At 32.6% G+C, this 25,061-nt stretch carries 19 protein-coding genes; 8 read left to right on the top strand and 11 right to left on the bottom strand.

Annotated elements, in window-relative coordinates:
* The 4 genes from BC748_RS05725 to BC748_RS05710 form a co-directional block, all read right to left on the bottom strand.
* Window positions 1-504 (bottom strand): IPExxxVDY family protein, encoded by a 504-nt coding sequence (locus BC748_RS05725; protein WP_133532506.1) that lies wholly within the window; start codon window positions 502-504, stop codon window positions 1-3.
* 112 nt (window positions 505-616) lie between these two features.
* Window positions 617-1,402, bottom strand: a complete 786-nt coding sequence (gene rnc / locus BC748_RS05720; RefSeq protein WP_425459546.1) for a ribonuclease III — start codon at window positions 1,400-1,402, stop codon at window positions 617-619.
* Window positions 1,368-2,621 carry a beta-ketoacyl-ACP synthase II gene (fabF, locus tag BC748_RS05715; RefSeq protein WP_133532504.1) on the bottom strand — a complete coding sequence of 418 codons (1,254 nt, stop codon included), beginning with the start codon at window positions 2,619-2,621 and terminating at the stop codon, window positions 1,368-1,370. The genes rnc and fabF overlap by 35 nt, the downstream gene beginning before the upstream one ends.
* A 169-nt stretch (window positions 2,622-2,790) precedes the next feature.
* Window positions 2,791-3,027 carry an acyl carrier protein gene (locus tag BC748_RS05710; RefSeq protein ID WP_007137004.1) on the bottom strand — a complete coding sequence of 79 codons (237 nt, stop codon included), beginning with the start codon at window positions 3,025-3,027 and terminating at the stop codon, window positions 2,791-2,793.
* A gap of 175 nt (window positions 3,028-3,202) precedes the next feature.
* Here BC748_RS05710 and purN point away from each other — a divergent pair, with 175 nt between their 5' ends.
* From purN to BC748_RS05695, 3 genes are read left to right on the top strand one after another with little or no spacing between them, the layout of a single operon-like run.
* A complete protein-coding gene (purN, locus tag BC748_RS05705; protein ID WP_133532503.1) occupies window positions 3,203-3,769 on the top strand; it encodes a phosphoribosylglycinamide formyltransferase in 567 nt (188 codons plus the stop codon).
* 11 nt (window positions 3,770-3,780) lie between these two features.
* Complete coding sequence (gene rnhA / locus BC748_RS05700) at window positions 3,781-4,260, top strand: ribonuclease HI (RefSeq protein ID WP_133532502.1); 480 nt, start codon at window positions 3,781-3,783, stop codon at window positions 4,258-4,260.
* 34 nt (window positions 4,261-4,294) lie between these two features.
* The gene (locus BC748_RS05695; protein WP_133532501.1) at window positions 4,295-5,452 is read left to right on the top strand and encodes a beta-ketoacyl synthase N-terminal-like domain-containing protein; all 1,158 of its coding nucleotides are present in this window, start codon (window positions 4,295-4,297) and stop codon (window positions 5,450-5,452) included.
* 23 nt (window positions 5,453-5,475) lie between these two features.
* Here the strand turns inward: BC748_RS05695 and BC748_RS05690 are convergent, their stop codons facing one another.
* Entirely contained in the window at window positions 5,476-5,943 is a 468-nt protein-coding gene (locus BC748_RS05690; protein ID WP_133532500.1) for a regulatory protein RecX, read from the bottom strand.
* Between the two features lie 139 nt (window positions 5,944-6,082).
* Between BC748_RS05690 and BC748_RS05685 the strand changes: the two genes are divergently transcribed.
* The 3 genes from BC748_RS05685 (at window position 6,083) to BC748_RS05675 (ending at window position 10,830) form a co-directional block, all read left to right on the top strand.
* Window positions 6,083-7,834 (top strand): hypothetical protein, encoded by a 1,752-nt coding sequence (locus BC748_RS05685; protein WP_133532499.1) that lies wholly within the window; start codon window positions 6,083-6,085, stop codon window positions 7,832-7,834.
* A 95-nt stretch (window positions 7,835-7,929) separates the two neighbouring features.
* On the top strand, window positions 7,930-8,856 hold the full coding sequence (locus tag BC748_RS05680) for a PfkB family carbohydrate kinase (RefSeq protein ID WP_133532498.1): 927 nt from the start codon (window positions 7,930-7,932) through the stop codon (window positions 8,854-8,856).
* Between the two features lie 75 nt (window positions 8,857-8,931).
* Entirely contained in the window at window positions 8,932-10,830 is a 1,899-nt protein-coding gene (locus tag BC748_RS05675; protein WP_133532497.1) for an amidophosphoribosyltransferase, read from the top strand.
* Between the two features lie 422 nt (window positions 10,831-11,252).
* On the opposite strand, the gene BC748_RS05670 is transcribed toward BC748_RS05675, so the two are convergent.
* From BC748_RS05670 to BC748_RS14160, 5 genes are all read right to left on the bottom strand, one after another.
* A complete protein-coding gene (locus tag BC748_RS05670; protein WP_133532496.1) occupies window positions 11,253-11,861 on the bottom strand; it encodes a superoxide dismutase in 609 nt (202 codons plus the stop codon).
* Between the two features lie 184 nt (window positions 11,862-12,045).
* Window positions 12,046-13,815: a tail fiber domain-containing protein gene (locus tag BC748_RS05665; protein ID WP_133532495.1), complete on the bottom strand. Its 1,770-nt coding sequence runs from the start codon at window positions 13,813-13,815 to the stop codon at window positions 12,046-12,048.
* A gap of 390 nt (window positions 13,816-14,205) precedes the next feature.
* A complete protein-coding gene (locus tag BC748_RS05660; protein WP_133532494.1) occupies window positions 14,206-14,865 on the bottom strand; it encodes a response regulator in 660 nt (219 codons plus the stop codon).
* A 34-nt stretch (window positions 14,866-14,899) separates the two neighbouring features.
* Entirely contained in the window at window positions 14,900-16,906 is a 2,007-nt protein-coding gene (locus tag BC748_RS05655) for a tetratricopeptide repeat-containing sensor histidine kinase (RefSeq protein WP_133532493.1), read from the bottom strand.
* A 49-nt stretch (window positions 16,907-16,955) separates the two neighbouring features.
* The gene (locus BC748_RS14160; RefSeq protein ID WP_162846417.1) at window positions 16,956-17,108 is read right to left on the bottom strand and encodes a hypothetical protein; all 153 of its coding nucleotides are present in this window, start codon (window positions 17,106-17,108) and stop codon (window positions 16,956-16,958) included.
* Between the two features lie 235 nt (window positions 17,109-17,343).
* Here BC748_RS14160 and BC748_RS05650 point away from each other — a divergent pair, with 235 nt between their 5' ends.
* Window positions 17,344-20,469 (top strand): T9SS type B sorting domain-containing protein, encoded by a 3,126-nt coding sequence (locus BC748_RS05650; RefSeq protein ID WP_133532492.1) that lies wholly within the window; start codon window positions 17,344-17,346, stop codon window positions 20,467-20,469.
* Window positions 20,470-20,528: 59 nt separating this feature from the next.
* Here the strand turns inward: BC748_RS05650 and BC748_RS05645 are convergent, their stop codons facing one another.
* The gene (locus tag BC748_RS05645) at window positions 20,529-22,067 is read right to left on the bottom strand and encodes a tail fiber domain-containing protein (protein WP_133532491.1); all 1,539 of its coding nucleotides are present in this window, start codon (window positions 22,065-22,067) and stop codon (window positions 20,529-20,531) included.
* A 940-nt stretch (window positions 22,068-23,007) separates the two neighbouring features.
* Between BC748_RS05645 and BC748_RS05640 the strand changes: the two genes are divergently transcribed.
* A complete protein-coding gene (locus tag BC748_RS05640; protein WP_425459548.1) occupies window positions 23,008-25,059 on the top strand; it encodes a T9SS type B sorting domain-containing protein in 2,052 nt (683 codons plus the stop codon).
* Window positions 25,060-25,061 lie beyond the last annotated feature (2 nt).

Genomic DNA, 25,061 nt, shown 5'->3' with positions numbered 1-25,061 from the left:
TTAAAAAATTAAATTGTTTTTAGATTTTATTTTTTCAGCATCAACAGTATAAACTGTACTGATGTTGTCTATTTTTTTTAAATGAAGTAAGGTGTTTTCTATTTCGAGCGGAGTTACATTATTTCCAACTCTCAAAAAATAATCTACTTTTTTCAATTCTGGGATAAAATAGGTTTTGATTGAAATTTGAGATTTATTATTGGCAAATAAACCAGTATTTATAGTTATATTTTCGCTAGAAAATTCATTTTTGTTTTTGATCAAGTTCCAATGAAAAAGACCTGTTTCGTCTTCAAAAACAAATCGAGCAAATTGAATTTCTATATTTTTATGGCTAATACTAATATCGCAATGACTTTTAGAAAGCAAAATAGGCAAACATTTATTGATTTGATAGGCTAATCGATAATCTTCTAAAGTAGTATGGATAGCAATTAATTGATAATCAATTTTATCGTATTCCTCTTTTTCTTGTTCATCGTTAAGCAATTTATAAACAACCATTTCACTTTAGAATAAGTTGTAAATATACTATTTCTGCACTAGAATTTATAACGTAAATCCGTGATTAACGTAATTTTATGAACGAAATCGTTGTAGTTTTTAGGGATTCGGATTATTTTGTGTTAATTTTTTCTTGAAATGCAAAATATCCTCTTTTCGAAGCTATTTCTTCTGCTTTCTTTTTTGATGTTGCTCTTGCTTTGGCTATTATTTTATTGTCGATACTTAACTTCACACCAAAATAACGCTGTCCATCGATAGCATTATCATCAAAAACTTCATAATGAAATGTTTTCTTCTCCTTCTGACACCATTCTATTAATAAGCTTTTATAGCTAATCACTTTTCCTTCTAGTTTTTCAATATCTACATAAGGAATAATGACACTCTTTTGGATGAACTGTTCACAATGCGAAAAACCTTTATCGAGGAAAATAGCGCCAACTAATGCCTCAAAAATATTGCCGTGAATGTTTTCCCCAAAATGATTAACAGGCACTTTACTTTCTACCATTTCAATCAAATTCAAATCACGTCCAAGTTCATTCAAATGCTCACGACTTACTATTTTAGAACGCATTTTAGTCAAATAACCTTCGTCACCCGAAGGAACTTCATTATATAAATGAGCAGCGATAACAGCACTTAGCATCGCATCGCCTAGAAATTCTAATCGCTCATAGTTTAACGGATTCCCTTTTACATCAGTAATATTAGAAGAGCGATGGGTAAATGCTTTTTGATAATAAAGCATCGTAGTAGGCTTAAATCCGAGTATTTTTTCAATTTTTTCAAAAAAAATCCCGTCCTCATTCGAACGGGATTTTTTAAATATATTTTTAATAATTCTTTTCATCTGAAAATTACGCTTCCAATTTTTTGAAAAGCACACAAGCATTGTGTCCACCAAATCCAAAGGTATTACTCATAGCTACTTTTACCTCTCTTTTTTGTGCGACATTCAACGTTAAATTCAAGCTTGGATCAATGTTTTCATCAACAACCGTATGGTTAATTGTTGGAGGAACTATCCCGTGCTTCATAGCCAAAATTGAAGCAATAGCTTCAACAGCACCAGCAGCACCAAGCAAATGTCCTGTCATTGATTTAGTTGAATTGATATTAATTGTTTTTGCATGCTCACCAAAAACAGCACTGATGGCTTTCAACTCGGCAACGTCTCCAAGTGGTGTAGATGTTCCATGTGTATTGATATGGTCAACATCTTCAGGTTTCATTCCAGCATCACGAAGCGTATTTTCCATAACTGCAATTACGCCAATTCCTTCTGGATGAGGCGCTGTTAAATGATATGCATCGGATGACATTCCGCCACCGCCAATTTCACAATAAATTTTAGCACCACGAGCTTTTGCGTGCTCATATTCTTCTAAAACCAAAGCGCCAGCACCTTCACCAAGCACAAATCCATCACGAGTAGCATCAAATGGTCTTGAAGCCGTTTCTGGACTTTCGTTTCTTGTTGATAAAGCTTGCATAGAATTAAATCCACCCATTCCAGCAATAGTTACTGCTGCTTCTGAACCACCAGAAATAATAACGTCACACATTCCTAATCGGATGTAATTGAACGCATCAATCATAGCATTAGCTGAAGAAGCACAAGCCGAAACAGTAGTATAATTTGGACCCATAAAACCATTTCTCATAGAAATATGAGCAGGAGCAATATCGGCAATCATTTTTGGAATAAAGAAAGGATTAAAACGTGGTGTTCCATCTCCATTGGCATAGCTGATAACTTCTTCTTGAAAAGTTTCTAATCCGCCAATTCCTGCACCCCAAATAACACCTACTCTTTGCTTGTTAACATTATCATCAGTAATACCAGCATCTTTGATGGCTTCTTCACTTGCTGCAATAGCATATTGAGCAAATTTGTCCATTCTTCGCGCTTCTTTTCTATCAACAAAATCTTCAATATTGAAGTTTTTTACTTCGCAAGCAAACTTTGTTTTATGCTTTTCAGTATCATAATAAGTAATTGGTGCAGCACCACTTTTACCACTAATTAGCGCATTCCAATATTCTTCTATGGAATTTCCAATTGGTGTTAGTGCGCCGAGACCAGTAACTACAACTCGTTTTAAAGTCATACTATTTTTTTTAGAATTGTATTTAAACAAATATACCCATGAATTCTTCAAATATAAGCATTAAAGAGACATGGGTATTTATATTTTTTAGATTGAAATCAATCTTGATGTATTTGTTTTTAAAATAATAAATACCCGCAACGAATAATCCTTGCGGGTATTTTAATTATTATTTTTTAGCTTCTTCGATGTAAGAAATAGCTTGACCTACAGTAGCAATGTTTTCTGCTTGGTCGTCTGGAATTTGAATATCAAATTCTTTTTCGAACTCCATAATTAGCTCAACAGTGTCTAATGAATCGGCTCCTAAATCGTTTGTGAAGCTTGCTTCTGTTACAACTTCGTTTTCGTCAACACCTAATTTGTCTACGATAATCGCTTTTACTCTTGATGCAATGTCTGACATAATTTTTAAATTTTAATTTTAATTTGTTGGCAAAAATAAAAAACTTTATTTTATGACAACCTTTTTGTTATTAAATATGACTACGAAAGTAAAAAATTAATTTCAAAATCTTACACTATTATGATTTAAAATCTATTAAATATTCTTTTTTTTGTGCAATTAAAACAAAGAACAAATGAAAAAAATAGTTCTGTTTGCTTCTGGAAATGGTTCCAACGTAGAGAATATAATTCAGTATTTCAAAAACAACGATACTATAAGTATAGTCGGTATCTTTACTAACAATCTACATGCCAAAGTTTTAGACAGAGCAAAAAAACACAACATTTTTTCAGTTATCTTCAACAAATCCGAACTTAATGAAGGATTAGTTCTTGAAAAAATAAATTCGCTTCAACCTGATTTAATTGTTTTAGCAGGGTTTTTACTTAAATTTCCGGAACACATTATAAAAGAATATCCCAATAAAATAATCAACATCCATCCTGCGCTTCTACCCAACTATGGCGGAAAAGGCATGTATGGTATGAATGTTCACAATGCTGTTTTGGAAAATAACGAGAAAGAAACCGGAATCACCATTCATTTTGTAAACGAACACTATGACGAAGGTGAATTCATTTTCCAACACAAAGTGAATATTCAAAACTGTAAAACAGCTGAAGAAATTGCAACCAAAGTTCAAGAATTAGAATATGAATTTTTTCCAAAAGCAATAGAAAAGCTATTTACTAATCACTAATTATTGTTTACTTGAATCATCAAATTCACATCTACACTGACGGCGCAGCCAAAGGAAATCCCGGAAACGGTGGTTATGGCGTTATAATTGAAATGGTTGGAACAGCTTATAAAAAAGAATTCTACGAAGGTTTTCGTCATACTACCAATAATAGAATGGAATTGTTAGCCGTAATTGTTGGGCTAGAAAAACTCAAACAACCCAATATGAAAGTTTTAGTCATTTCTGATTCTAAATATGTTGTTGACTCTGTAGAAAAGAAATGGGTATTCGGTTGGGAGAAGAAAAACTTCGTTGGTAAAAAAAATCCCGATTTATGGATGCGTTTTTTGAAAGTGTATCGCAAACACCAAGTAGATTTCAAGTGGATAAAAGGACACAACAATCATCCGCAAAACGAACGTTGTGACGAACTAGCAGTCTATGCCTCTGGATTAGAGAAACTTTCCATCGATACATTTTATGAAAAAGAAGATGGTAAACTATTCTAAAACTTTGCGACCTTTGTATTTCTAAAATAAAGTTGTGAAAAACAAAATCGCCATTACGTCTTTAGCCTCTATTTCGCCTCTAGGCAATACTATTGATTCTATTTGGAAGGAATATTTATCGCCAAAAACACTAATCACCCAAAAAGAATGCAACGGAATAAATCAATTCATGGCAGAAATTCCGGCTGACATAAAAACCGAACTAGAACAACTTCGACAATCCGAAATTAAATACAAAGCCTTAGACGAAACCGTTCTGATGGCAATACTAACCTCTCGACAAGCCATCAAACAAGCCAAATGGAAAATGGGTGACGATTTTGGAATAAACATTGGTTCCTCTCGTGGTGCTACACATTTATTTGAAAAATACCACCAAGAATTTTTAGAAACAGGTAAAACCGCAACACTTTCCTCACCAACAACTACCTTGGGAAATATCTCAAGTTGGGTTGCTCATGATTTAAAAAATAACGGTCCCGAAATATCACATTCCATTACCTGTTCTACAGCACTACACGCTATTCTGAATGCTGTTGCTTGGCTAGAATCAGGTTTAGCAGATAAGTTCTTAGTTGGTGGAAGCGAATCACCATTAACTGCCTTTACTTTTGCCCAAATGAATGCTTTAAAAATTTATGCTAAAGAAAACCAAGAATATCCTTGCCGGGCATTTGATTTGAACAAAACCAAAAACACTATGGTATTGGGAGAAGCAGCTGCAATGGCGTGTTTAGAAAAAGGCGAAAAGCAAAACGCATTGGCTTACATCTCCGGAATTGGTTATGCTACAGACGATTTAGAACACAACATTTCCATTTCGGACGAAGCAAATTGTTTTCAAAAATCCATGAAAATGGCATTAAAAAACTACAATTTATCCGATGTTGATGCTATCGTAATGCACTGTCCGGGAACTTTAAAAGGCGACACCTCAGAATATAAAGCCATTCAAAAAGTATTTGGAAAAAATCTTCCAATGCTAACCACTAACAAATGGAAATTAGGTCACACTTTTGGCGCATCTGGAATATTAAGTTTAGAAATGGCAATCTTAATGATTAGGCACAACACTTTCATCAGCGTTCCATTTGCTGAAAAACAAGAAGAGAGAAAACAAATAAACAACGTCTTGATAAATGCTGTAGGCTTTGGTGGCAATGCAGTAAGTATTTTGATTTCTAAAAACTAAACTTTCTACTTTAATCTGAAAATCTAATCCTCCAATTCCTTTACTTTTTCATAAACCATCTCGCTTTCCCAACCTTTTCGGAGTAAGTAATCACAAAACTTTTTGCGCTTCTTCAACGCATTTCTTTCCAGAGTTGAATTCCAAGTTCGCTCCGAAATCATTTCAAACGTAGCTTGATATTCTTCATTGCTAATTTCTGTTAAACCCAATTTAATGTTAGCCAAAGAAATGTTTCGTGCCGTCAATTCGTTTTTAATTCGTTTCAAACCCCAAAACTTGATGCGATGCTTGCCTCGGGCAAAACTTCGAGCAAAACGTTCTTCGTTAAGAAAATCATGTTCAATCAAATGCACCACAATCATATCCATATCATTTGAATTAACACCAAGTTCAAACAACTTTTGCTTTACTTCTTGATGACATCTGTCCTGATAAACACAATAGTATTCTAGTTTTTTTTGAACTTCGGCTAACGATGAAAGATTAGACATTTTGCTTTATAACTTTTAGAAAACAAAACTAACGAAAATCAAGACAATTAAGAAAAGACAATTGATTTTGAAATAATTTCTCGTTAAAACAATTATTTTGAAAAAAATTCGTTATCTATAAATATAAAAATTTTACTTGATGAAATCAGTTTTGTTCATTCTAACTCTAATAACAACTCATTGTTTAGGACAAATTCAACAAAAAGCTCTTAAAACATTTACCCAAAAAGACTTCAACGCTTATAAATTTGAAGAAAACAAATATGATTTAAGAACAAAAAATAGCTTCTTTTATCTTAGTTCAGAAAACGACACGGCTTCTTATTATTTCGATCCTTCAGACTATAAAGGGATATTAAATTATGGAGTTGATTTTGCAAGTAAAGACAAAAAAGTGGTCAATTTTATTGAGAATTATGAGATGTACTACACCGATGTGTTTTTTGAAAAGTGTTCTTTTTCAATAGCTGATAGTATAGCTGAAATTGAAGGTCAAATTACTGGCGGATGGAATTCTATGGACTTCAAAGGAAAACCTCCTGTTGATGTTGTAGAAATTTCTGTTGGAGAATTAAAAAAAAGCACAACCATTATCAACTTCGAATATTCTAATACCAAAGGTCATGTTGGAATTGATGGTATTATAGAATATATTATTACATTTAAGGGAGAAATAAAGAATCAAAGCTTTCCCTTAGACACACTCAATACATTAGTTTTTCAGAAATTAAATTTCAGGAAAAACTTTCCTAGCTCGACACCGTTTAAAGTTCGTTTCAAAGTCGATAAAAACTCGGTTTTAAGTATCGGAAAATTGTCCTGTTATACTCATTTTTACAATATTGGAGAGATGTTTTTTGCACAACAAAAGAGAAAAGGAGTAATCTCACCAAAAAAAGACAAAAATGCACCTCGATTTGTTAAAATCATTGAAAATAATGTTCAAGTCAATGATCCTAAAAACCAAATCAAAAAAGAAGTGCCACTATATTATCAACTGACTGAAAAAGCAGAAACTTATATTTTGACCAGACAATATGCCAAAGCGAAAGAAACTTACATGCTTTTAGCAAAAGAATATCCAACTCTTTTTGCGCGAGATATTCATAATGCGATTCGGGTAGCAGTTTTATCAAGAGATATGAAAAACGCTTTTATTTGGGGCGAAGAACTTGCTAAAAAAGGAATTGAATTACCTTATTTCAATTCAAAAATATTTAATGGCCTGAAAAAAAATCTTGAATGGAAAAGTTTCAGCAAAAAATATGATTCCATTTGCAAATTGTCTCAAACTAAATGGAACGTCAACCTGAAAAAACAAATCAACGATTTACTTAACGAAGACCAAGCTGATTATGGATTAGAAAACCGAAAAGAACCCGTTGTTCTCTACGAAACAACGGAACGTATAACTGATAAATTAATCGATTTACTCAAAAAAGAAGGTTATCCATCTGAAGAAAAAATTGGTGCTTTTACTAAAAATGACACCATTCTTATTCAGTCACCAGAGTTTAGTGTTATCATTAGACATGCCGTTCAGCAAAAATCAAAAGGATTAAAGGAACTCAATGAATTGTTAGAACAAAGTTATAAAGCATTGGAATTTGACCTTAAAAGAAGTAGTACTCATCGAAATTTTCCTGGAGCTTGTTTCCATATTTATAAAGGCAATCTTTACATTGATAAATCCTGTGATTATAATAGTGACGCCATGGTTAAAAAAATGGTTTTCATGTTTAATAACCCAAATGGCTTTATTATTGACAATGGAAACTATATCATTTCTGAATACAACCCAGAAAATCCAAAAGAATGGGATGACCATTACAATAACAATTTCAAATTAGTTACAAAACTAACCGATGATTGGACGTTTTATGAAAAGTAAATAACTTAGATTGACGCGTAACTTTAAACCTTAAAACCATTTTAAACTTTTAAACTAAAAACCTATCTTTGCACCTTTAATTTGAAACGCAAATAATGAACAAACTATTAATAGTAGGAACAGTAGCTTTTGATGCTATTGAAACACCTTTCGGAAAGACTGATAAAATCCTTGGTGGCGCAGGAACATTCATTGGATTATCTGCTTCCCATTTCAATCTGCAATCAGCAATTGTTTCTGTAGTTGGAGATGATTTCCCTCAAGAATATATTGATTTATTAACCGCTAGAAATATCGATGTTTCAGGTTTGGAAATCGTAAAAGGCGGAAAAACTTTCTTTTGGAGTGGTCGTTACCATAACGATATGAATTCGAGAGATACTTTAGCCACTGAGCTAAATGTCTTGGCAGATTTCAACCCAATCGTTCCAGAGAACTTTAAAAATGCCGATGTTGTAATGTTAGGTAACCTTCATCCTATTGTTCAAACAGGAGTTTTAAATCAAATGACACAAAAACCAAAGCTTGTTGTTTTAGACACAATGAACTTTTGGATGGATTGTGCCTTACCTGAATTATTAGAAGTAATCCAACGTGTTGATGTAATCACCATTAACGATGAAGAAGCGCGTCAACTTTCTGGAGAATATTCATTAGTGAAAGCAGCAGCTAAAATCCACTCGATGGGACCAAAATATGTTGTAATCAAAAAAGGTGAACACGGTGCATTGATTTTCCACAACGAACATATTTTCTTCGCTCCAGCATTACCTTTGGCCGATGTATTCGATCCAACTGGTGCAGGTGATACATTTGCTGGTGGATTTGCAGGTTTCATCACCCAACAAGGCGACATTTCTTTTGAGACAATGAAAACCGCAATTATACAAGGTTCTAACTTAGCTTCTTTTTGTGTAGAGAAATTCGGAACCGAAAGAATGCTGTCACTAACCAAAGAAGAAGTGAACGAGCGTTTGAAACAATTCAAAGCTTTAACACAATTTGAAATAGAATTACAATAACTTTATGCCTCGAAATTTCGGGGCATTTTTGTTTTAAAATATAACATACAAACTACTTACAACAACACAACAACTATGAGCGACGCAATTAAACACGAATGTGGCATTGCACTACTTCGATTAAAGAAACCATTAGAATTTTACAAAGAAAAATATGGTTCGGCTTTCTATGGCATACAAAAAATGTATTTACTCATGGAAAAGCAGCACAACCGTGGTCAAGATGGCGCTGGTTTTGCCTCAATTAAATTCGATGTAGAAGCAGGAGAAAGATACATCAGTCGAGTTCGTTCTAACAAAGCACAACCCATTCAAGATATTTTTGCCCAAATCAATAAACGCATTAACGAAGAACTAACTTTACATCCCGAATACAACGACAATGTAAAACATCAAAAAGACAACATTCCTTATATCGGCGAGTTATTTCTTGGACACGTTCGTTATGGAACTTTTGGCAAAAATAATATTGAAAGTGTTCATCCATTTCTGCGTCAAAATAATTGGATGCACCGAAACCTCATCGTAGCTGGGAATTTTAATATGACCAACGTAACGGAACTTTTCAATAGTTTAGTAGAATTAGGTCAACATCCAAAAGAAATGGCTGATACCGTTACCGTAATGGAAAAAATTGGACATTTCCTTGACGACGAAGTAACCGATTTGTATCAAGAATGTAAAAACAATGGTTTATCAAAAAGAGAAGCTTCACCAGTAATTGCTGAAAAACTCGATATTGCAAAAATTTTAAAACGTGCTTCCAAAGGTTGGGATGGCGGTTATGCTATGGCTGGATTATTAGGTCATGGCGATAGTTTCGTTTTCCGTGATCCAGCAGGAATTCGACCAGCCTATTTTTATGAAGACGACGAAATTGTAGTTGTAGCTTCTGAAAGACCTGTTATTCAAACTACTTTTAATGTTCCATTTGAAAAAGTACAAGAACTTCAACCAGGAAATGCATTAATCATTAAGAAAAACGGAACCGTTTCCGAGCAGGAAATCATTACACCAACCGTTAAAAAAGCTTGTTCGTTTGAACGTATTTATTTTTCTCGCGGAAGCGATGCAGAAATTTATCAAGAACGAAAAGAACTAGGAAAACTAATTTTACCAGAGGTTTTAAAAGCCATTGAAAACGACACAGACAACACGGTTTTCTCCTATATTCCGAATACTGCCGAAACTTCTTTTTATGGAATGATTGAAGCTGCCAATGATTTTCTAAACCAAAGAAAAAACAAATTCATTTTGGATAATAGAAAAACATTAACCAAAGAAAAACTAGAAGAAATACTTTCTGTTAAAATCAGAACAGAAAAAATAGCGATTAAAGATGTTAAACTACGAACGTTCATCACCGAGGACAGTAGTCGTGACGATTTAGTTGCTCACGTTTACGATGTTACCTATGGCGTTATCAAACCAACCGACAATTTAGTTATCATTGACGACAGTATCGTTCGCGGAACAACGTTGAAGAAAAGCATTCTAAAAATGATGGATAGATTGAATCCTAAACGTATCGTTGTAGTTTCATCTGCGCCACAAATACGCTATCCGGATTGCTATGGAATTGATATGTCAACATTGGATGGTTTTGTTGCCTTTCAAGCAGCGATAACGTTGTTGAAAGAAAAGAAAATGACTAACGTGATCGATGAAGTGTATAAAAAATGTAAAGCGCAAGAGAAAACGAAAGACAGCGAAGTAATCAATTATGTAAAAGAAATTTATGCACCATTTACAGATGAAGAAATTTCGACTAAAATAGCAACGCTTTTACATCCTGAAGAAATAAAAGCAGAAGTGAAAATAATTTACCAAACAGTTGATAATTTGCATATCGCTTGCCCAAAAAATTTAGGCGATTGGTATTTTACTGGAGACTATCCAACACCAGGAGGAAATCGCGTGGTGAACCGTGCTTTTATCAACTTTTATGAAGGCAAAAATGCTAGAACATATTAAATTTTAACATTTTTTGAATTTAAACGATTTTTGATGCAGTTTATCTAAAAGATTTGGAAACAACAATCTACACCCTATATATTTGTTGAACCATAGCATTAGTAGGTTAAGTTTATGGTAGATTTGGGGCAAAAAAGGAGAAAGTAAAATTTCTCCTTTTTTATTTTCTGCACCTTCCAAAACCATCAAAATCAGGAATTCTACCTGTTTTTTTATCTCATCCCAATAAATTTTTAACAAAAAATGATGAAATTCAATAAGTTGTTATTAGATTTGCCGTACCATAGTATTTAGTGTAGGTTAAGTTTATGGTAGATTTGGGGCAAACAGGTAGAAGCAATTCTACCTGTTTCATTTTATACTAGTCACAAAAAAACCGACTGCTTTCACAATCGGTTTTTGAAAAAAGAAAAAATTCTCTCTTATTTTTCAGTAGCATATAACCTTGCAACTTCTGTCCAATTAATTACATTAAAGAACGCTTCAATATAATCAGGACGACGGTTTTGATAGTTTAGATAGTAAGCATGTTCCCAAACATCCATTCCCAAAATTGGAAAACCACCACATGCCGTATCTGGCATTAATGGATTGTCTTGATTTGCTGTTGAACAAACTTCTAGTTTTCCGCCTTTGTGAACACATAGCCAAGCCCAACCTGAACCAAAACGAGTCGCACCTGCTTTGGCAAACTGCGCTTTAAATTCGTCAAACGATTTGAAGTCTCTTTCAATCGCTTCTAATAATTCGCCGGTTGGCAGTCCGCCACCATTTGGCGACATCACTCTCCAAAATAAATTGTGATTATAAAAACCACCACCATTATTTCTAACCGCAGCGTTTTTCATATCCAAATTGATTAAGATGTTTTCAATGGTTAATCCTTCCAAATCAGTTCCAGCAATAGCTGCATTTAGGTTTGTAGTATAGGCATTATGATGCTTAGAATGATGAATTTCCATCGTTCTTGCATCAATATGTGGTTCTAATGCATCGTATGCATAAGGTAATTGTGGTAATTCAAAAGCCATAATTAGTATTTTTTTTAAAATTAATATTCGATTTTCAAATTTAAGAATTATAAATTGTTTTAAGTTATAAAATTATTAAAGTCTCTTATATTTCAATTTGCTGTATTTTTATTTGAAAAATTAATGAATAAAAAAAACGTTTGGAAATCCAAACGTTTTTATTAATAAAAAATTTATTGTTTTTTTAATTGATAATCATTTTTTTAGAAATCAATTCTTGACCATTCTGAACTAAACTGTAAATAAAGAATCCTTTTCCTATTTGAGAAGCAGTAACAGTTATTTGACCTTTGTTTTCATTTACTGGAAAATCCTTGATAAGTTTTCCACTTAAATCAAAAATCATAATATTTCCTTTTGTTACGCCATTGGATAAAGAATAATTAATCAATGTTCTATCAGTGAAAGGATTTGGAATATTTTGTTCAAGGGTAAAACCATTTTTTGATGCAGAATTAGCTAACTTTTGAGCGTTGTTTTGCTCTTTTAGTGTTGCAATTTCATCTTTTAGAATTTGTAATTCACTGCTTAACTCTTGAATTCCTGCTGTTAAAACAGAAATTAGACCTGTGTAATTAATCGCTTTTAAAGTTAGCGAAGATGTTGTTTTCCCATCCTTATCAAAAGTTGGTTTTGTTACGTCTTTTGTAAGTTCAGGAAAAACTTCAGCCAACTCTTGAGATATAAATCCATGTTGCGACTGTGAAGATAAATTTATATCAGCTGTTTTATTATATTCATATGTAACAGGTCTTAGTTTATTTATAAGTTCTAAAACATTTGTTTCCTCTACGACATTGGTCTTTAGTTTTCTATCAGATGGAATAAATGAACCACTAGAAGTAAAAATATCACCGTCAAAGAAACCCGCCCATTGATTGCCATTATTATTCACTGTTTCGCCGTATATACCTGCCTCAAAATTACCTTGACTAAAAGTTGTTCCTTTAACACCAATATTTCTGTCTACTCCACTACTAGCAAATGAATTGACACCAATAGTTTCTGTACCTGCATCAGTTTTTAAAAGCAAACCTGTATTAATTTTTCCAGTTGTTGTTATAATAGCACCTCCAGTGTTAACCAAATTATCATTATCAAATGCTTCTACTTCAAACCCTCTTCCGTCATTGGAAACAATTTTAGCACCTAACACTTTGCTAACAACATCGATACCAATTTGTCCAGCCTCAGCTTTGACACCTACTTCTTCACCCGAACCAAAAACTCCTATTATACCTTTACCAAAAACTCCAGTATTACCGCTACCAATAACACCTGTATCACCATTACCAGTAACACCAGCATTAGAACCACTAGCAGAAACACCTACACTAGAACCATTAGCGCTAACTCCAACATTACCACCAGATGCACTTATTGAAGTTGCAATTGTATTGATTGAGCGAACATCTAATGCAACTGTATTATTAGAAAAAACACCTACTCTTGGTTGATTTGTAGATGTAGTAAATGGATTTCCAGTTTGTGGTCCAAAGATTGTATTTCCTGAACTGGTCATAGTAGAAACAAGCGTGTTTAGTCCCGGTCCACCTGGACCACCAAAACCATCTCCAACCCTAAACTCTAGATTACCTAAAGATGCAACACCAGGTGTTGAACTGCCAATCCACTCAATACGAGGATTATTAAGACTTGAACTAGTATAACCAAATACTAAACCTCGCTGTAGTTCCTGAACACGAAGACCATAAAAACTTTGTGTTCCAGCATTTACTCTACCTAAAGCAAACCACTTGCTGTTTGCAGCAAAGTTATAATCAGTTGTAGTGCCATCTAACTGACCAACGGCACCCGAACGAAACCTGAATATTTCTTGAACACCTAAACTTGGAGTGGCTGGTATAGTTGTAGAAATACCCCCAAACGATCTATTCTGTGAATAGATTGATCCTGTTACAAAAAAAATAAAAAATAATAATTTAATTTTCATAATAAAAAATTTAAAGATTAATAAACTTAAATGTTTCAAATTATTATAAGCATTTTAATTAATTTTTGATTACTTATTTACAAAAATTTAGAGATACTAAGGTAGTATTGCGGATTCAACTAAACTAAAAAAATCAAAATCAATTTGAAGAAAACATTAACAAAACAGCGCTTTTATACACCAATAAATTACACAAAACCTCGACATTTTTAATTCCGCTTCAAGGATATACGGAATAATAACTAGTAACTAATTTGAAACTACTGTAAAGGTAAATAGCTGATTAATAAAAATATGGCGAAATTTATGCCTCGATTAGGCAGTTTTTGTGCCTACTTCAAAACAAACTGATTGTTTTGAAGTAGTTTTAAAATAAATCTATAATTAAATTTAAAGTAATCCTAAAGATTTAGCTTTTTTAACTAATTCGAAATCGTCAGCAGATTCTAACCCTAAAATTACCTTGAGATTGGCTTTGCGATGATTAATAGTGTCTAAGGAAAGATGTAAAAAATTTGGGAGATTTTTGGTTTTAACTCCATCATTAAGAAGCAGAAGTAATTTTCGGTTATATTCATCTAGTAGTGGTGAAAAATTTAAGACATTTTTAAAAGATTTTTTTACGGTGTCACTATAAACTATACCACCAGTTATTACGTTGTTAAAATTTTGGACAAAAATTTTTAAATTCACATCTCCTTTTAACCACAATCCTTCGGGTTGTAGACGATTAATGATATCAAATAATAAAAGTGGAGTAGAAACGGATGTTAACAGTATTATTTTTGTGTCTGGGAATATGCTACGTAATACTAACGCTAAATCTTCACCATTTTTTATCTTACGGTTTGTATCCTCTGGCATATTATAATCGATGATAAAGACATCAATTGTTTCTTTTTTTTTATAACATTGTTCAGCAAAAAAAATAGCCTCAGAAATGGAACTTAAAAGTAGTATATTTTCCTCTTTTTCAACTTCTTTAGAAATCAAAATAGCCTTGTAACCATCTATTATTATAGGGTGATCATCGATTAAAGCTATTTTCATTGACTAAGGATGTTTTTTCAAAAATATAAAATTTTTAATTGATTAACAAAGCTATGGGAAAATTTCCCTCAACTCTTGTTCCATTGTCATCAGAAGTAATTATAAGATTACCTTTTAGATATTCAAGTCTAAAATGAATATTTTTTAAACCTATACCGTTCTTGTTTTTCAAAACGTCAAAACCAATTCCATCATCTGAAATTAAAAATTTAAATGCATCATTTTGTATATCAAAAGACAGCAGTACATTTTTAGCTTGAGCATATTTTCGAATATTGGTCAATGACTCTTGTATAATTCTAAAAAGATTCATTTTTTGTGCACTATTTATAGACTCCCATTTTACAGAACTTGTACAATGTAGCTCTGTTTTTATTCCATTATCTTCACCAAAATCAGATAGATAATTTTGAACTATTAGAATAAAACTTTGATTTGTAAATGCTGCATCATCTGATAATTTATGTGATATTATCCTTATTTCATTTTCTAGTTCATTTAATTTTCCCAAATAACTTTCTACCTTTTCAACGTCTATTTTTTTTTCCAAAAAAATAAGTCGCTCCAAATGAATTCTAATTCCAAAAAGTTTACTAATAACACCGTCATGCAACTCTGTAGATACGCGTTTTTTTTCAAATGCTTTACCTTGTTCTATTTGCTGTTGCTGGGTTAGAAGTAAGTTGTATACTTCTTCATTACTTTTTTGCTGTTCTTTTTCTAAAAAGAGTACTGTATACTTAACCTTTTGTCGATACAAAACATAAACTAATCCAAGTAACAAAAAACTCAATGTAGCGAAAAGTAATATGAAGTTCATTTTTTTTGTCAACACCTTCTTCTCTTGCTGAATATGCTCCGTTTCAAACTCAATTTTTGCGAATTTATTACGTGTTGTTCGCTCAGCCGTGAGCATGGAGTCGCTAATATTTATATAGGTATCTTGGAATTTTGCAGCATTTTTAGGATCAACTTGTTTTTTTAACTTCAATAAAGCTAATTGATCCCTAAAAGACCGAATTTGTTTTGCTAAATTATAAGCTTTTGAAAAATAGCTAATAGCCATCAAACTATCTTTTTGTTGTAAATAGTATTCTCCAATTCGTTGATTACTAATGATAATACCCAATTTATTATCTAAACTGTCTCTAATTTTTAGCGCTTCAAAAAAAGAATTTGGATTTTGTAATGTTTCGTTTTGTAATTTTGCATAAGCAAGATTATCGATTAAAATTGCATAAACTTTTGGGGAATCTTTTCTAATATCTCCTTTATTTAAACCTTCAAGATATAATTCAATCGCCCTTTGGTAATTTTTCATACTAACATATACAGTAGCTGTATTGTTATAGTTTTCACTGAGTAAAATAGAGTATTGTTGATCATTAGAAATTTTATCTAAATAAGTTTGTGAAGTCTTATAACTTAAAAGTGCTTCATCGAAATTTTTTAGACCATTTTGAACTCCTCCTAGAATACTATAACATTCGTATAGTAATCGAAAATCCTTTCTTTTTTCTGCTGATGAGATAGTTTTAAATAGTTGTACTTCGCACTCAATTAATTGATTTTCGTTTAGTAATAATTTTGCAATGTTAAATTGAGTTCTTACTTTTTCATTATTATTATTAGAAATTGATTTTAAAGCTTTATGGTAGTAATAAAAAGAAGAGTCGTTTATGTTTTTTTCAAAAAAATAGTCTCCTAAATCATAATATAGCTTACCTATAAATAAGGTATCATTAATTTTTTTTGAAAATTCAATATTTTCTTTGGTTAGATTGTAATAATCATCTAGAATGTTAAAATTATAATATTCACAGGAAATTTTTCTGTTGAAAAATGATTTTATGGTATCACTTGGTAAGCTATTTGTAATTTTTTTTGCGATTTTAAGCTTCTCCAAAGCCATGTCAGTTGATGGAGAATTTCTAGCGTCAACAAGTATTTGATTTAAATCATTAAAATTGTTATTGTTTTTTCTATCCTCATTTTTACATGAAAAAAATAATAACAGGATAATAATATTTTTACGAATCATTATAAGGCTTTGATTCGTAAAAATATTAAATTTTAATTAATCCAAAAAGTTATTTTTTTGGCGGAGTTGTATTGATCTCTCCCGTTTGAAGCACATTTGCTTGCGGTGCAGGAATTTCATTTTCACTGATCTCATCTGCTGTGCATGAAATAGTTAAAAAAACACTTAGAATGGCTACCGAATAGATAATTACTTTTTTCATTTTGATTAGATTTAAATTGATAGTTATAAAAGTAACTAGTGAAAGAAGTAAGAGGTAACACTTTAATTGTCATTATAAAGCAGTTTTTATGCTTTTTTTTTAGCTTCATTATAAATATATTTACTAATGATTTGGTTTTTATCATCCTGTTATTAGATTTAACTACCATAAACAAATTGCTTCTTAATTATATAGTAACCAACTCAATATAATATTGTGAAAAAAAGTGCTTTAAATGAAATATACTATACTTTTTTTATTGGTATTTTCTCAGGTATTCGCACAAAGTGATGTGCCTATGTCTTTGCGCACTCAATTTAATGGACCTTACGGTTATACAATAATTGGAAATACCCACAATGAATTTGATAATTGGCAAACTCCTGTTCCTCCTTGCCAAATGCTTACTCAATCTAGTGCAGTATTAAATTTACAACCCAATCAAAACATAGTTGGAGCTTATTTGTATTGGGCAGGAATAGGTGATGGATTATTAAACCCAACAATACAGTTAAATAACGTGAATTATATTTCTAGTGAAACTTCGATTGCTTATCCTGAAAACAACTTTATTTTTTCATATTTCGGTTCATTTAGAGATATTACAGCTCAAGTTCAAACGACAGGAAATGCAACCTATTCCTTTACAAATCTGGATTTAAACAGCATTATTGATACATATTGTTCAAATGTTATTTATTTTAGCGGATGGCATATTGTAGTTGTTTACCAAGAAATTGGGTTACCAAATGTTCAACTAAATATTTATGATGGTTTCAATGCAGTAAATAACATATTCAATAATGGCGTTACTCCTGTCACTATTTCAAACTTAAATGTTGTTTCTACTTTAAATGCACAAATGACTTATGTAGGATGGAATGGCAGTACAAATGAATTACTTGGAGAATTTATAACTTTTAATGGAAATTTATTAAGTAATACTCTAAACCCAGCAGATAATCCATTTAATGGAACCAATAGTTTTACAAATAGCACCACAAACTGGAACCAAGATATTGATACTTATGATATATCGCCGTATATAAATGTTGGTGACACCCAAGCTAATTTAGTATTAAATTCGTTGCTTTTTCGTTTTATTCAGACTGTTGTCACATCCATCCGCTCTGAACTTCCCGATGCAACGGTTACTATCAATCAAGTAACGGGTCAAGAATTGTGTAATAATCGAAATGTACTTGTGGAGTGTACTATATCAAACATAAATAGCAATGCAACATTACCTATTATTCCAATAGCTTTTTATGCAAATAACACTTTATTAACCGTTCAAAGTATTATTTTCCCTTTAATTATTGGAGAAAGTTTTACTTTTTCAGAGCTTGTTACAATCCCTGATACAATACCTGATAATTTTACCTTACGAGTTGTTGCAGATGATTTTGGAGCAAATTTTTCAAGTGTAGCAGAAAGCAACGAAAACAACAACGAAGCTACACAAACTATTACACTCTCAACAACGCTTATAACTCCAACTTTTGCCAATATAAACCCAATTTGTAGCGGACAAACTTTATCAGCTTTGTCAACTATTTCAACTAATGGAATTTCAGGAACTTGGTCGCCAGCGTTGAACAATTTACAAACTACAGAATATACTTTTACACCAATTGCTGGGCAATGTGCTAGTTCGACAACGTTAACAATTACTGTAAGTTTATTGGTTACTCCAACATTCACAGCTGTAAACCCAATTTGTAGCGGTGCAACTTTATCATCTTTGCCAACTATTTCCACCAATGGAATTTCAGGAACTTGGTCGCCAACGTTAAATAATTTACAAACTACTGAATATACTTTTGCGCCAACTGCTGGGCAATGTGCTAGTTCGAAAAGCTTGACAATTACTGTAAATCCATTGGTTACTCCAACATTTTCTTCTGTAAACCCAACTTGTAGCGGTGCAACTTTATCCGCTTTAACAACTATTTCCAATAACGGAATTTCAGGAACTTGGTCGCCAGCGTTGAATAATTTACAAACTACTGTATATACTTTTGCGCCAACTGCTGGGCAATGTGCTAGTTCGACAACCTTGACAATTACTGTAAATCCTGCGATTACGCCAATATTTTCTGCCATGAACCCAATTTGTAGTGGTGCGACTTTATCCGCTTTGCCAACGATTTCCACCAATGGAATTTCAGGAACTTGGTCGCCAGCGTTAAATAATTTACAAACTACTGTATATACTTTTGCGCCAACTGCTGGGCAATGTGCTAGTTCGACAACCTTGACAATTACTGTAAATCCTGCGATTACGCCAATATTTTCTGCCATGAACCCAATTTGTAGTGGTGCGACTTTATCCGCTTTGCCAACGATTTCCACCAATGGAATTTCAGGAACTTGGTCGCCAGCGTTAAATAATTTACAAACTACAGTATATACTTTTTTGCCAACCGCCGCGCAATGTGCCACTTCAACAGGTTTGACAATTACTGTAAATCCTTTGGTTACTCCAACATTTTCTTCCATAAACCCAATTTGTAGTGGTGCGACTTTATCGGCTTTGCAAACTGTTTCAACTAACGGAATTTCGGGAACTTGGTCGCCAGTGTTAAATAATTTACAAACTACAGTATATACTTTTGCGCCAACTGCTGGACAATGTGCTAGTTCGACGACGTTATCAATCGAAATTGTACCCAATTTGCAACCTGATTTTAGTGCTATTTCACTGTGTGAAAATGATACTTCATTTAATTTGAATAGCATTTCGCCCAATGGAATTGTTGGTAGTTGGTTGCCATCCATCGTCGATAGCACAACTTCCGGATTTTATACTTTTACGCCAAATAGTGGTCAATGCGCAAATAATCAAACCATCGAAATCACTATCAATCCAATAACTTTACAAGATTTTGAGGTAGAAGTAAGTCATCCTTTTTCCACTAATGCAACCATTACTGTAATTATCAATTCAATAGGAAATTATAGTTTTCAATTGGATGATGGAAGTATTCAAAGTTCAAATATTTTTCAAAATGTTACCTCTGGAATTCATAGTGTTACGGTGTATCAAAATGATGGTTGCGCTACATCAATTACTAAAAATGATATTTTGATTATTCATTATCCGTTGTTTTTTACACCCAATGGTGATGGATTTAACGACACCTGGACGATCTCTGATTTGTTTTTGCAACCCAACTTACCCATTTATATTTTTGATCGATATGGAAAATTATTGAAACAAATTTCCACCATTGGCAACGGTTGGGATGGAACTTACAATGGACAACTCATGCCATCTGACAGTTATTGGTTTACGGTGGAATATCTTTTTAATAGTGTGCAAAAAAAGTTTTCTGCAGCTTTTGCTTTGAAGAGATGAAAAAAACCGTTACACATATATGTATAACGGTTTAATTATTTGTTTGTAAAAAGTAAAACTTATTGCACAATCATTTTTTTAGAAATCAACTCCTGACCGTTTTGAACTAAACTATAAATAAACAGCCCTTTCCCTATTTGAGAAGCAGTAATTGTAATTTGACCTTTATTTTCGTTTACAGGAAAATCTTTGATTAATTTTCCAGTTAAATCAAAAATCATGATGTTACCTTTGTTTACTCCTGTAGAAAGTGAATAATTTATTATTGTTCTATCTGTAAAAGGATTTGGTATATTTTGTTCTAAAGAAAAACCATTCTTTATAGCAGAAGCAGCTAACTTTTGAGCCGTGTTTTCTTCTTTTAGAGCTGCAATTTCATCTTTTAGCGTTTGTAATTCTTTATCTGTATTTAGCTTTTGTTTTTCTAACTCAGTATTCAACTCTTGAATTCCTGCTGTTAAAACAGAAATTAAACCTGTATAGTTTACTGATTTGAAATCAAAATTACTTGAAATATTATTTTCTTTATCATAAACTGGTTTACGAACATCTTCTGTCAACTCAGGGAAAACGGTAGCTAATTCTTGAGAAATAAACCCATGTTGAATGCCACGAGGAAGATTAATTTCTGAAAGATTTTTATAATCATAAGTTACAGGTTTTAATAATGCAATTTTTTCTAAAACACTTTTCTCCAGTTGAATGTTTTCTTTTAATTTTTGATCAGATGGTTGTGAATATCCACCTGTTGAAAATACCTTTCCATCAAAATATCCAGCCCATTGGTTTCCGTTTGCAGGAGTAATTCCGTATACTGCTGCTTCAAAAGGACTTGTGCCATTTGTCTTTCCAAGATAACCAATAGCTTCTACAGAACCACCAGTATTTACACATTCAAATCCTACAGATGAATTACCGCCACCCATTTTTACATTTACGCCTCGAGTACTGCTTGTAGTGTTACTGTTTGTTACTAACATACCTATACCAATGTTTGGTCCTATTGAACCGTTTTGATGCGTTATGTTTAGACTAGTGGATGTTCCTGTTAAAGAAAAAGTTGAATTTATTTCTACACCTTTTCCAGTTCTGTTTTCAACATTAACTCTAGCAGCAGAACCTACTATTGTCGGATCTCCAAAAACAGTATTGCCAGTATTGGTCATAGTAGCAACTAATAAATCAGAAGCTGGTGTTCCTGGTGCACCAAAACCATTCGCTACTCTAAATTCTAAATTACCCAAATTAGCACCTGTACCAATCCATTGAATTAACGGATTTGTTGCTGTTAAGTTATTATAACCCATCACTAAACCACGATTTTCTAACTGAAAACGAAGTCCATAAAAAGTTTGTGTGCCAGCAGGAACTCTACCCATAGCAAACCATCTTGAATTAGTAAACCCAAAATTGTTACCTGAATCTAACTGTGATATAAAACCAGACCTAAACCTGAAAATCTCGGCACCAAATTGAGGTCCTAAAGGCGCTGGATTATTGATAAACGCCTGCGGTGCTCCAGCAGATTGATTTATAGTCGCCTGTCCAAATACTAAATAACCACTCAACAAAATGAAAAATAATAGTTTTGTTTTCATAAATAAATATTTTAATATTAATAAATTTAATTGCTTCAAAAAAGTTAAAAATATTTTAAATTCGTATCGATTATTGATAAAAATTGAATAACACGAAAACAGTGTTTCATATTCAATTAAATAGAAAAAAATCAATTAGAAAAAAACTTTAACAACAATAGCGATTACAATCGCTGATAAGATTTAACAAAACCTCGACATTTTTAATTCCACTTCAAGGATATACGGAATAATACCTAGAAACTAATTTGAAACTATGGTAAAGTTAAAAAGCTGATTAATAAAAATGGAGCGAAATTTGTGCCAAGCGTAGGCAGTTTTTGTGCTTTTTTTTGATTATTTTTTTGGTATATTTACATTTGATTTTACTTTAAAATCAGAAAATAATAATACGTTTTTTAACTTAGTATAATATAAACTAACTCATTAAGTTCCTGCTAAAAAAGTGCTTGAAATGAAATATACTATAATTTTTTTTTTGGTAGTTTCTCAAATAGTTGCACAAAGTGATGTGCCTTTATCTTTACGTGCTCAATTTAATGGAACTTATGATTATGTAGTTATTGGAAATACACACAACGAGTTTGATAATTGGCAAGTTCCTACTCCTGAATGCGAACTGTTAACGCAAACTTCTGCATCTTTAAATTTACAACCAAATCAAAATATCATTGCTGCCTATCTATATTGGTCTGGTATTGGAGATGGAACATTTGACACAACCATTACTTTTAATGGGATAGATTATCAAGCAGATGAAATTTTTGTTGGATTTCCTGAACCAAATGATATTGTTGATTATTATTCTGCATATAAAAATATCACGAACCAAGTAATAAATACCGGCAACGGACTTTATAACTTTAATAATTTAAATCTTAATCCGATTATAGAAGATTATTGCGGTGCTTTTGTTCAATATTTGGGATGGCATTTGGTTGTGGTTTATAATCAAACCAATATTGAAAACAAACAATTGAATGTTTATGATGGTTTTAGCATCGCTTTTGACCAATTTAATAATGGAATTACCCCTTTTGCTATTAACAATTTAAATGTTGTAGCGGTAAACGATGCTAAAATAACTTACATAGCTTATAACGGTAGCCCAAATCTTTTTTTTAATGAATCGATAACTTTTAACGGAAATATATTAAGCAATAGTTTAAATCCATCTAATAATCCGTTTAATGGAACAAATAGTTTTACAGGTAGCAATACCAATTGGAACCAGGACATTGATACTTTTGATGTTTCAACATCCATAAATATTGGCGACACGGAAGCTGAACTTATTTTAAGTTCTTTTTCTTTTCGCTCAATCCCTACTTTAATTACTTCTATCCGCTCTGAACTTCCTGATGCTACGGTTTCTATCAATCAAGTTACGGGTCAAGAAGTGTGTGGCAATCGAAATTTAGTGGTTACTTATACTGTTTTTAATACTAATAGCAATGCGGCTTTGCCTAGCAATGTGCCGGTTTCTTTTTATGTAAACAATACACTTATTGAAACCATAAACACCACTTCGGCTATTGCTATTGGTGGTAGTTTAAATTTGCAAAATACTATCAGTATTCCTGCCTCGTTTGGTAACAATTTTACTTTGCAAATTCTTGTAGATAATAGTGCAGTTATAGCTTCGAGTGTTGCCGAGAGTAATGAAGGTAATAATACTAGTAATACTCAAAATATTACGCTTTCTACAGCTTTAGTTACGCCGATCTTTGCAGGAGTAAACCCAATTTGTAGCGGTGCAACTTTATCAGCTTTGCCAACTATTTCCACCAATGGAATTTCGGGAACTTGGTCGCCAGCGTTGAATAATTTACAAACTACTGTATATACTTTTACACCAAACGCTGGGCAATGTGCTAGTTCGAATAGCTTGACAATTACTGTAAATCCTTCGGTGACTACAACTTTTTCAGCCGTAAACCCAATTTGTAGCGGTGCAACTTTATCAGCTTTGCCAACTATTTCCACCAATGGAATTTCGGGAACTTGGTCGCCAGCGTTAAATAATTTACAAACTACAGTATATACTTTTACACCAAACGCTGGACAATGCGCTAGTTCGACAACGTTTACAATTACTGTAAATTCATTGGTTACTCCAACATTCACAGCTGTAAACCCAATTTGCAGTGGGGAAACTTTATCAGCTTTGCCAACGATTTCCACAAATGGAATTTCAGGATCTTGGTCGCCAGCGTTGAATAATTTACAAACTACAGAATATACTTTTGGTCCAACTACTGGGCAATGCGCAAGTTCGACGAGGTTGACAATCGAAATTGTACCCAATTTGCAACCTGATTTTAGTGCTATTTCACTGTGTGAAAATGATACTTCATTTAGTTTGAATAGCATTTCGCCCAATGGAATTGTTGGTAGTTGGTTGCCATCCATCGTCGATAGCACAACTTCCGGATTTTATACTTTTACGCCAAATAGTGGTCAATGCGCAAATAATCAAACCATCGAAATCACTATCAATCCAATAACTTTACAAGATTTTGAGGTAGAAGTAAGTCATCCTTTTTCCACTAATGCAACCATTACTGTAATTATCAATTCAATAGGAAATTATAGTTTTCAATTGGATGATGGAAGTATTCAAAGTTCAAATATTTTTCAAAATGTTACCTCTGGAATTCATAGTGTTACGGTGTATCAAAATGATGGTTGTGCTATTTCAATCACTAAAAATGATATTTTGATTATACATTATCCGTTGTTTTTTACACCAAACGGCGATGGTTTTAACGATACTTGGACGATTTCTGATTTGTTTTTGCAACCCAATGTACCCATTTATATTTTTGACCGATACGGAAAATTATTGAAACAAATTTCCACCATCGGAAACGGTTGGGATGGAACTTACAATGGACAAAACATGCCCTCAGACAGTTACTGGTTTACCGTTGACTATCAATTTAATTCTACTTCAAAAAAGTTTTCTGCTGCTTTTGCGTTGAAACGTTAATA

Origin of the sequence: Flavobacterium dankookense, assembly GCF_004362665.1 — a bacterium.
Taxonomy (GTDB): Bacteria; Bacteroidota; Bacteroidia; order Flavobacteriales; family Flavobacteriaceae; genus Flavobacterium; species Flavobacterium dankookense.
The sequence above is the reverse complement of the archived record's forward strand: the minus strand, read 5'-3'. Positions and strand labels throughout refer to the sequence as shown.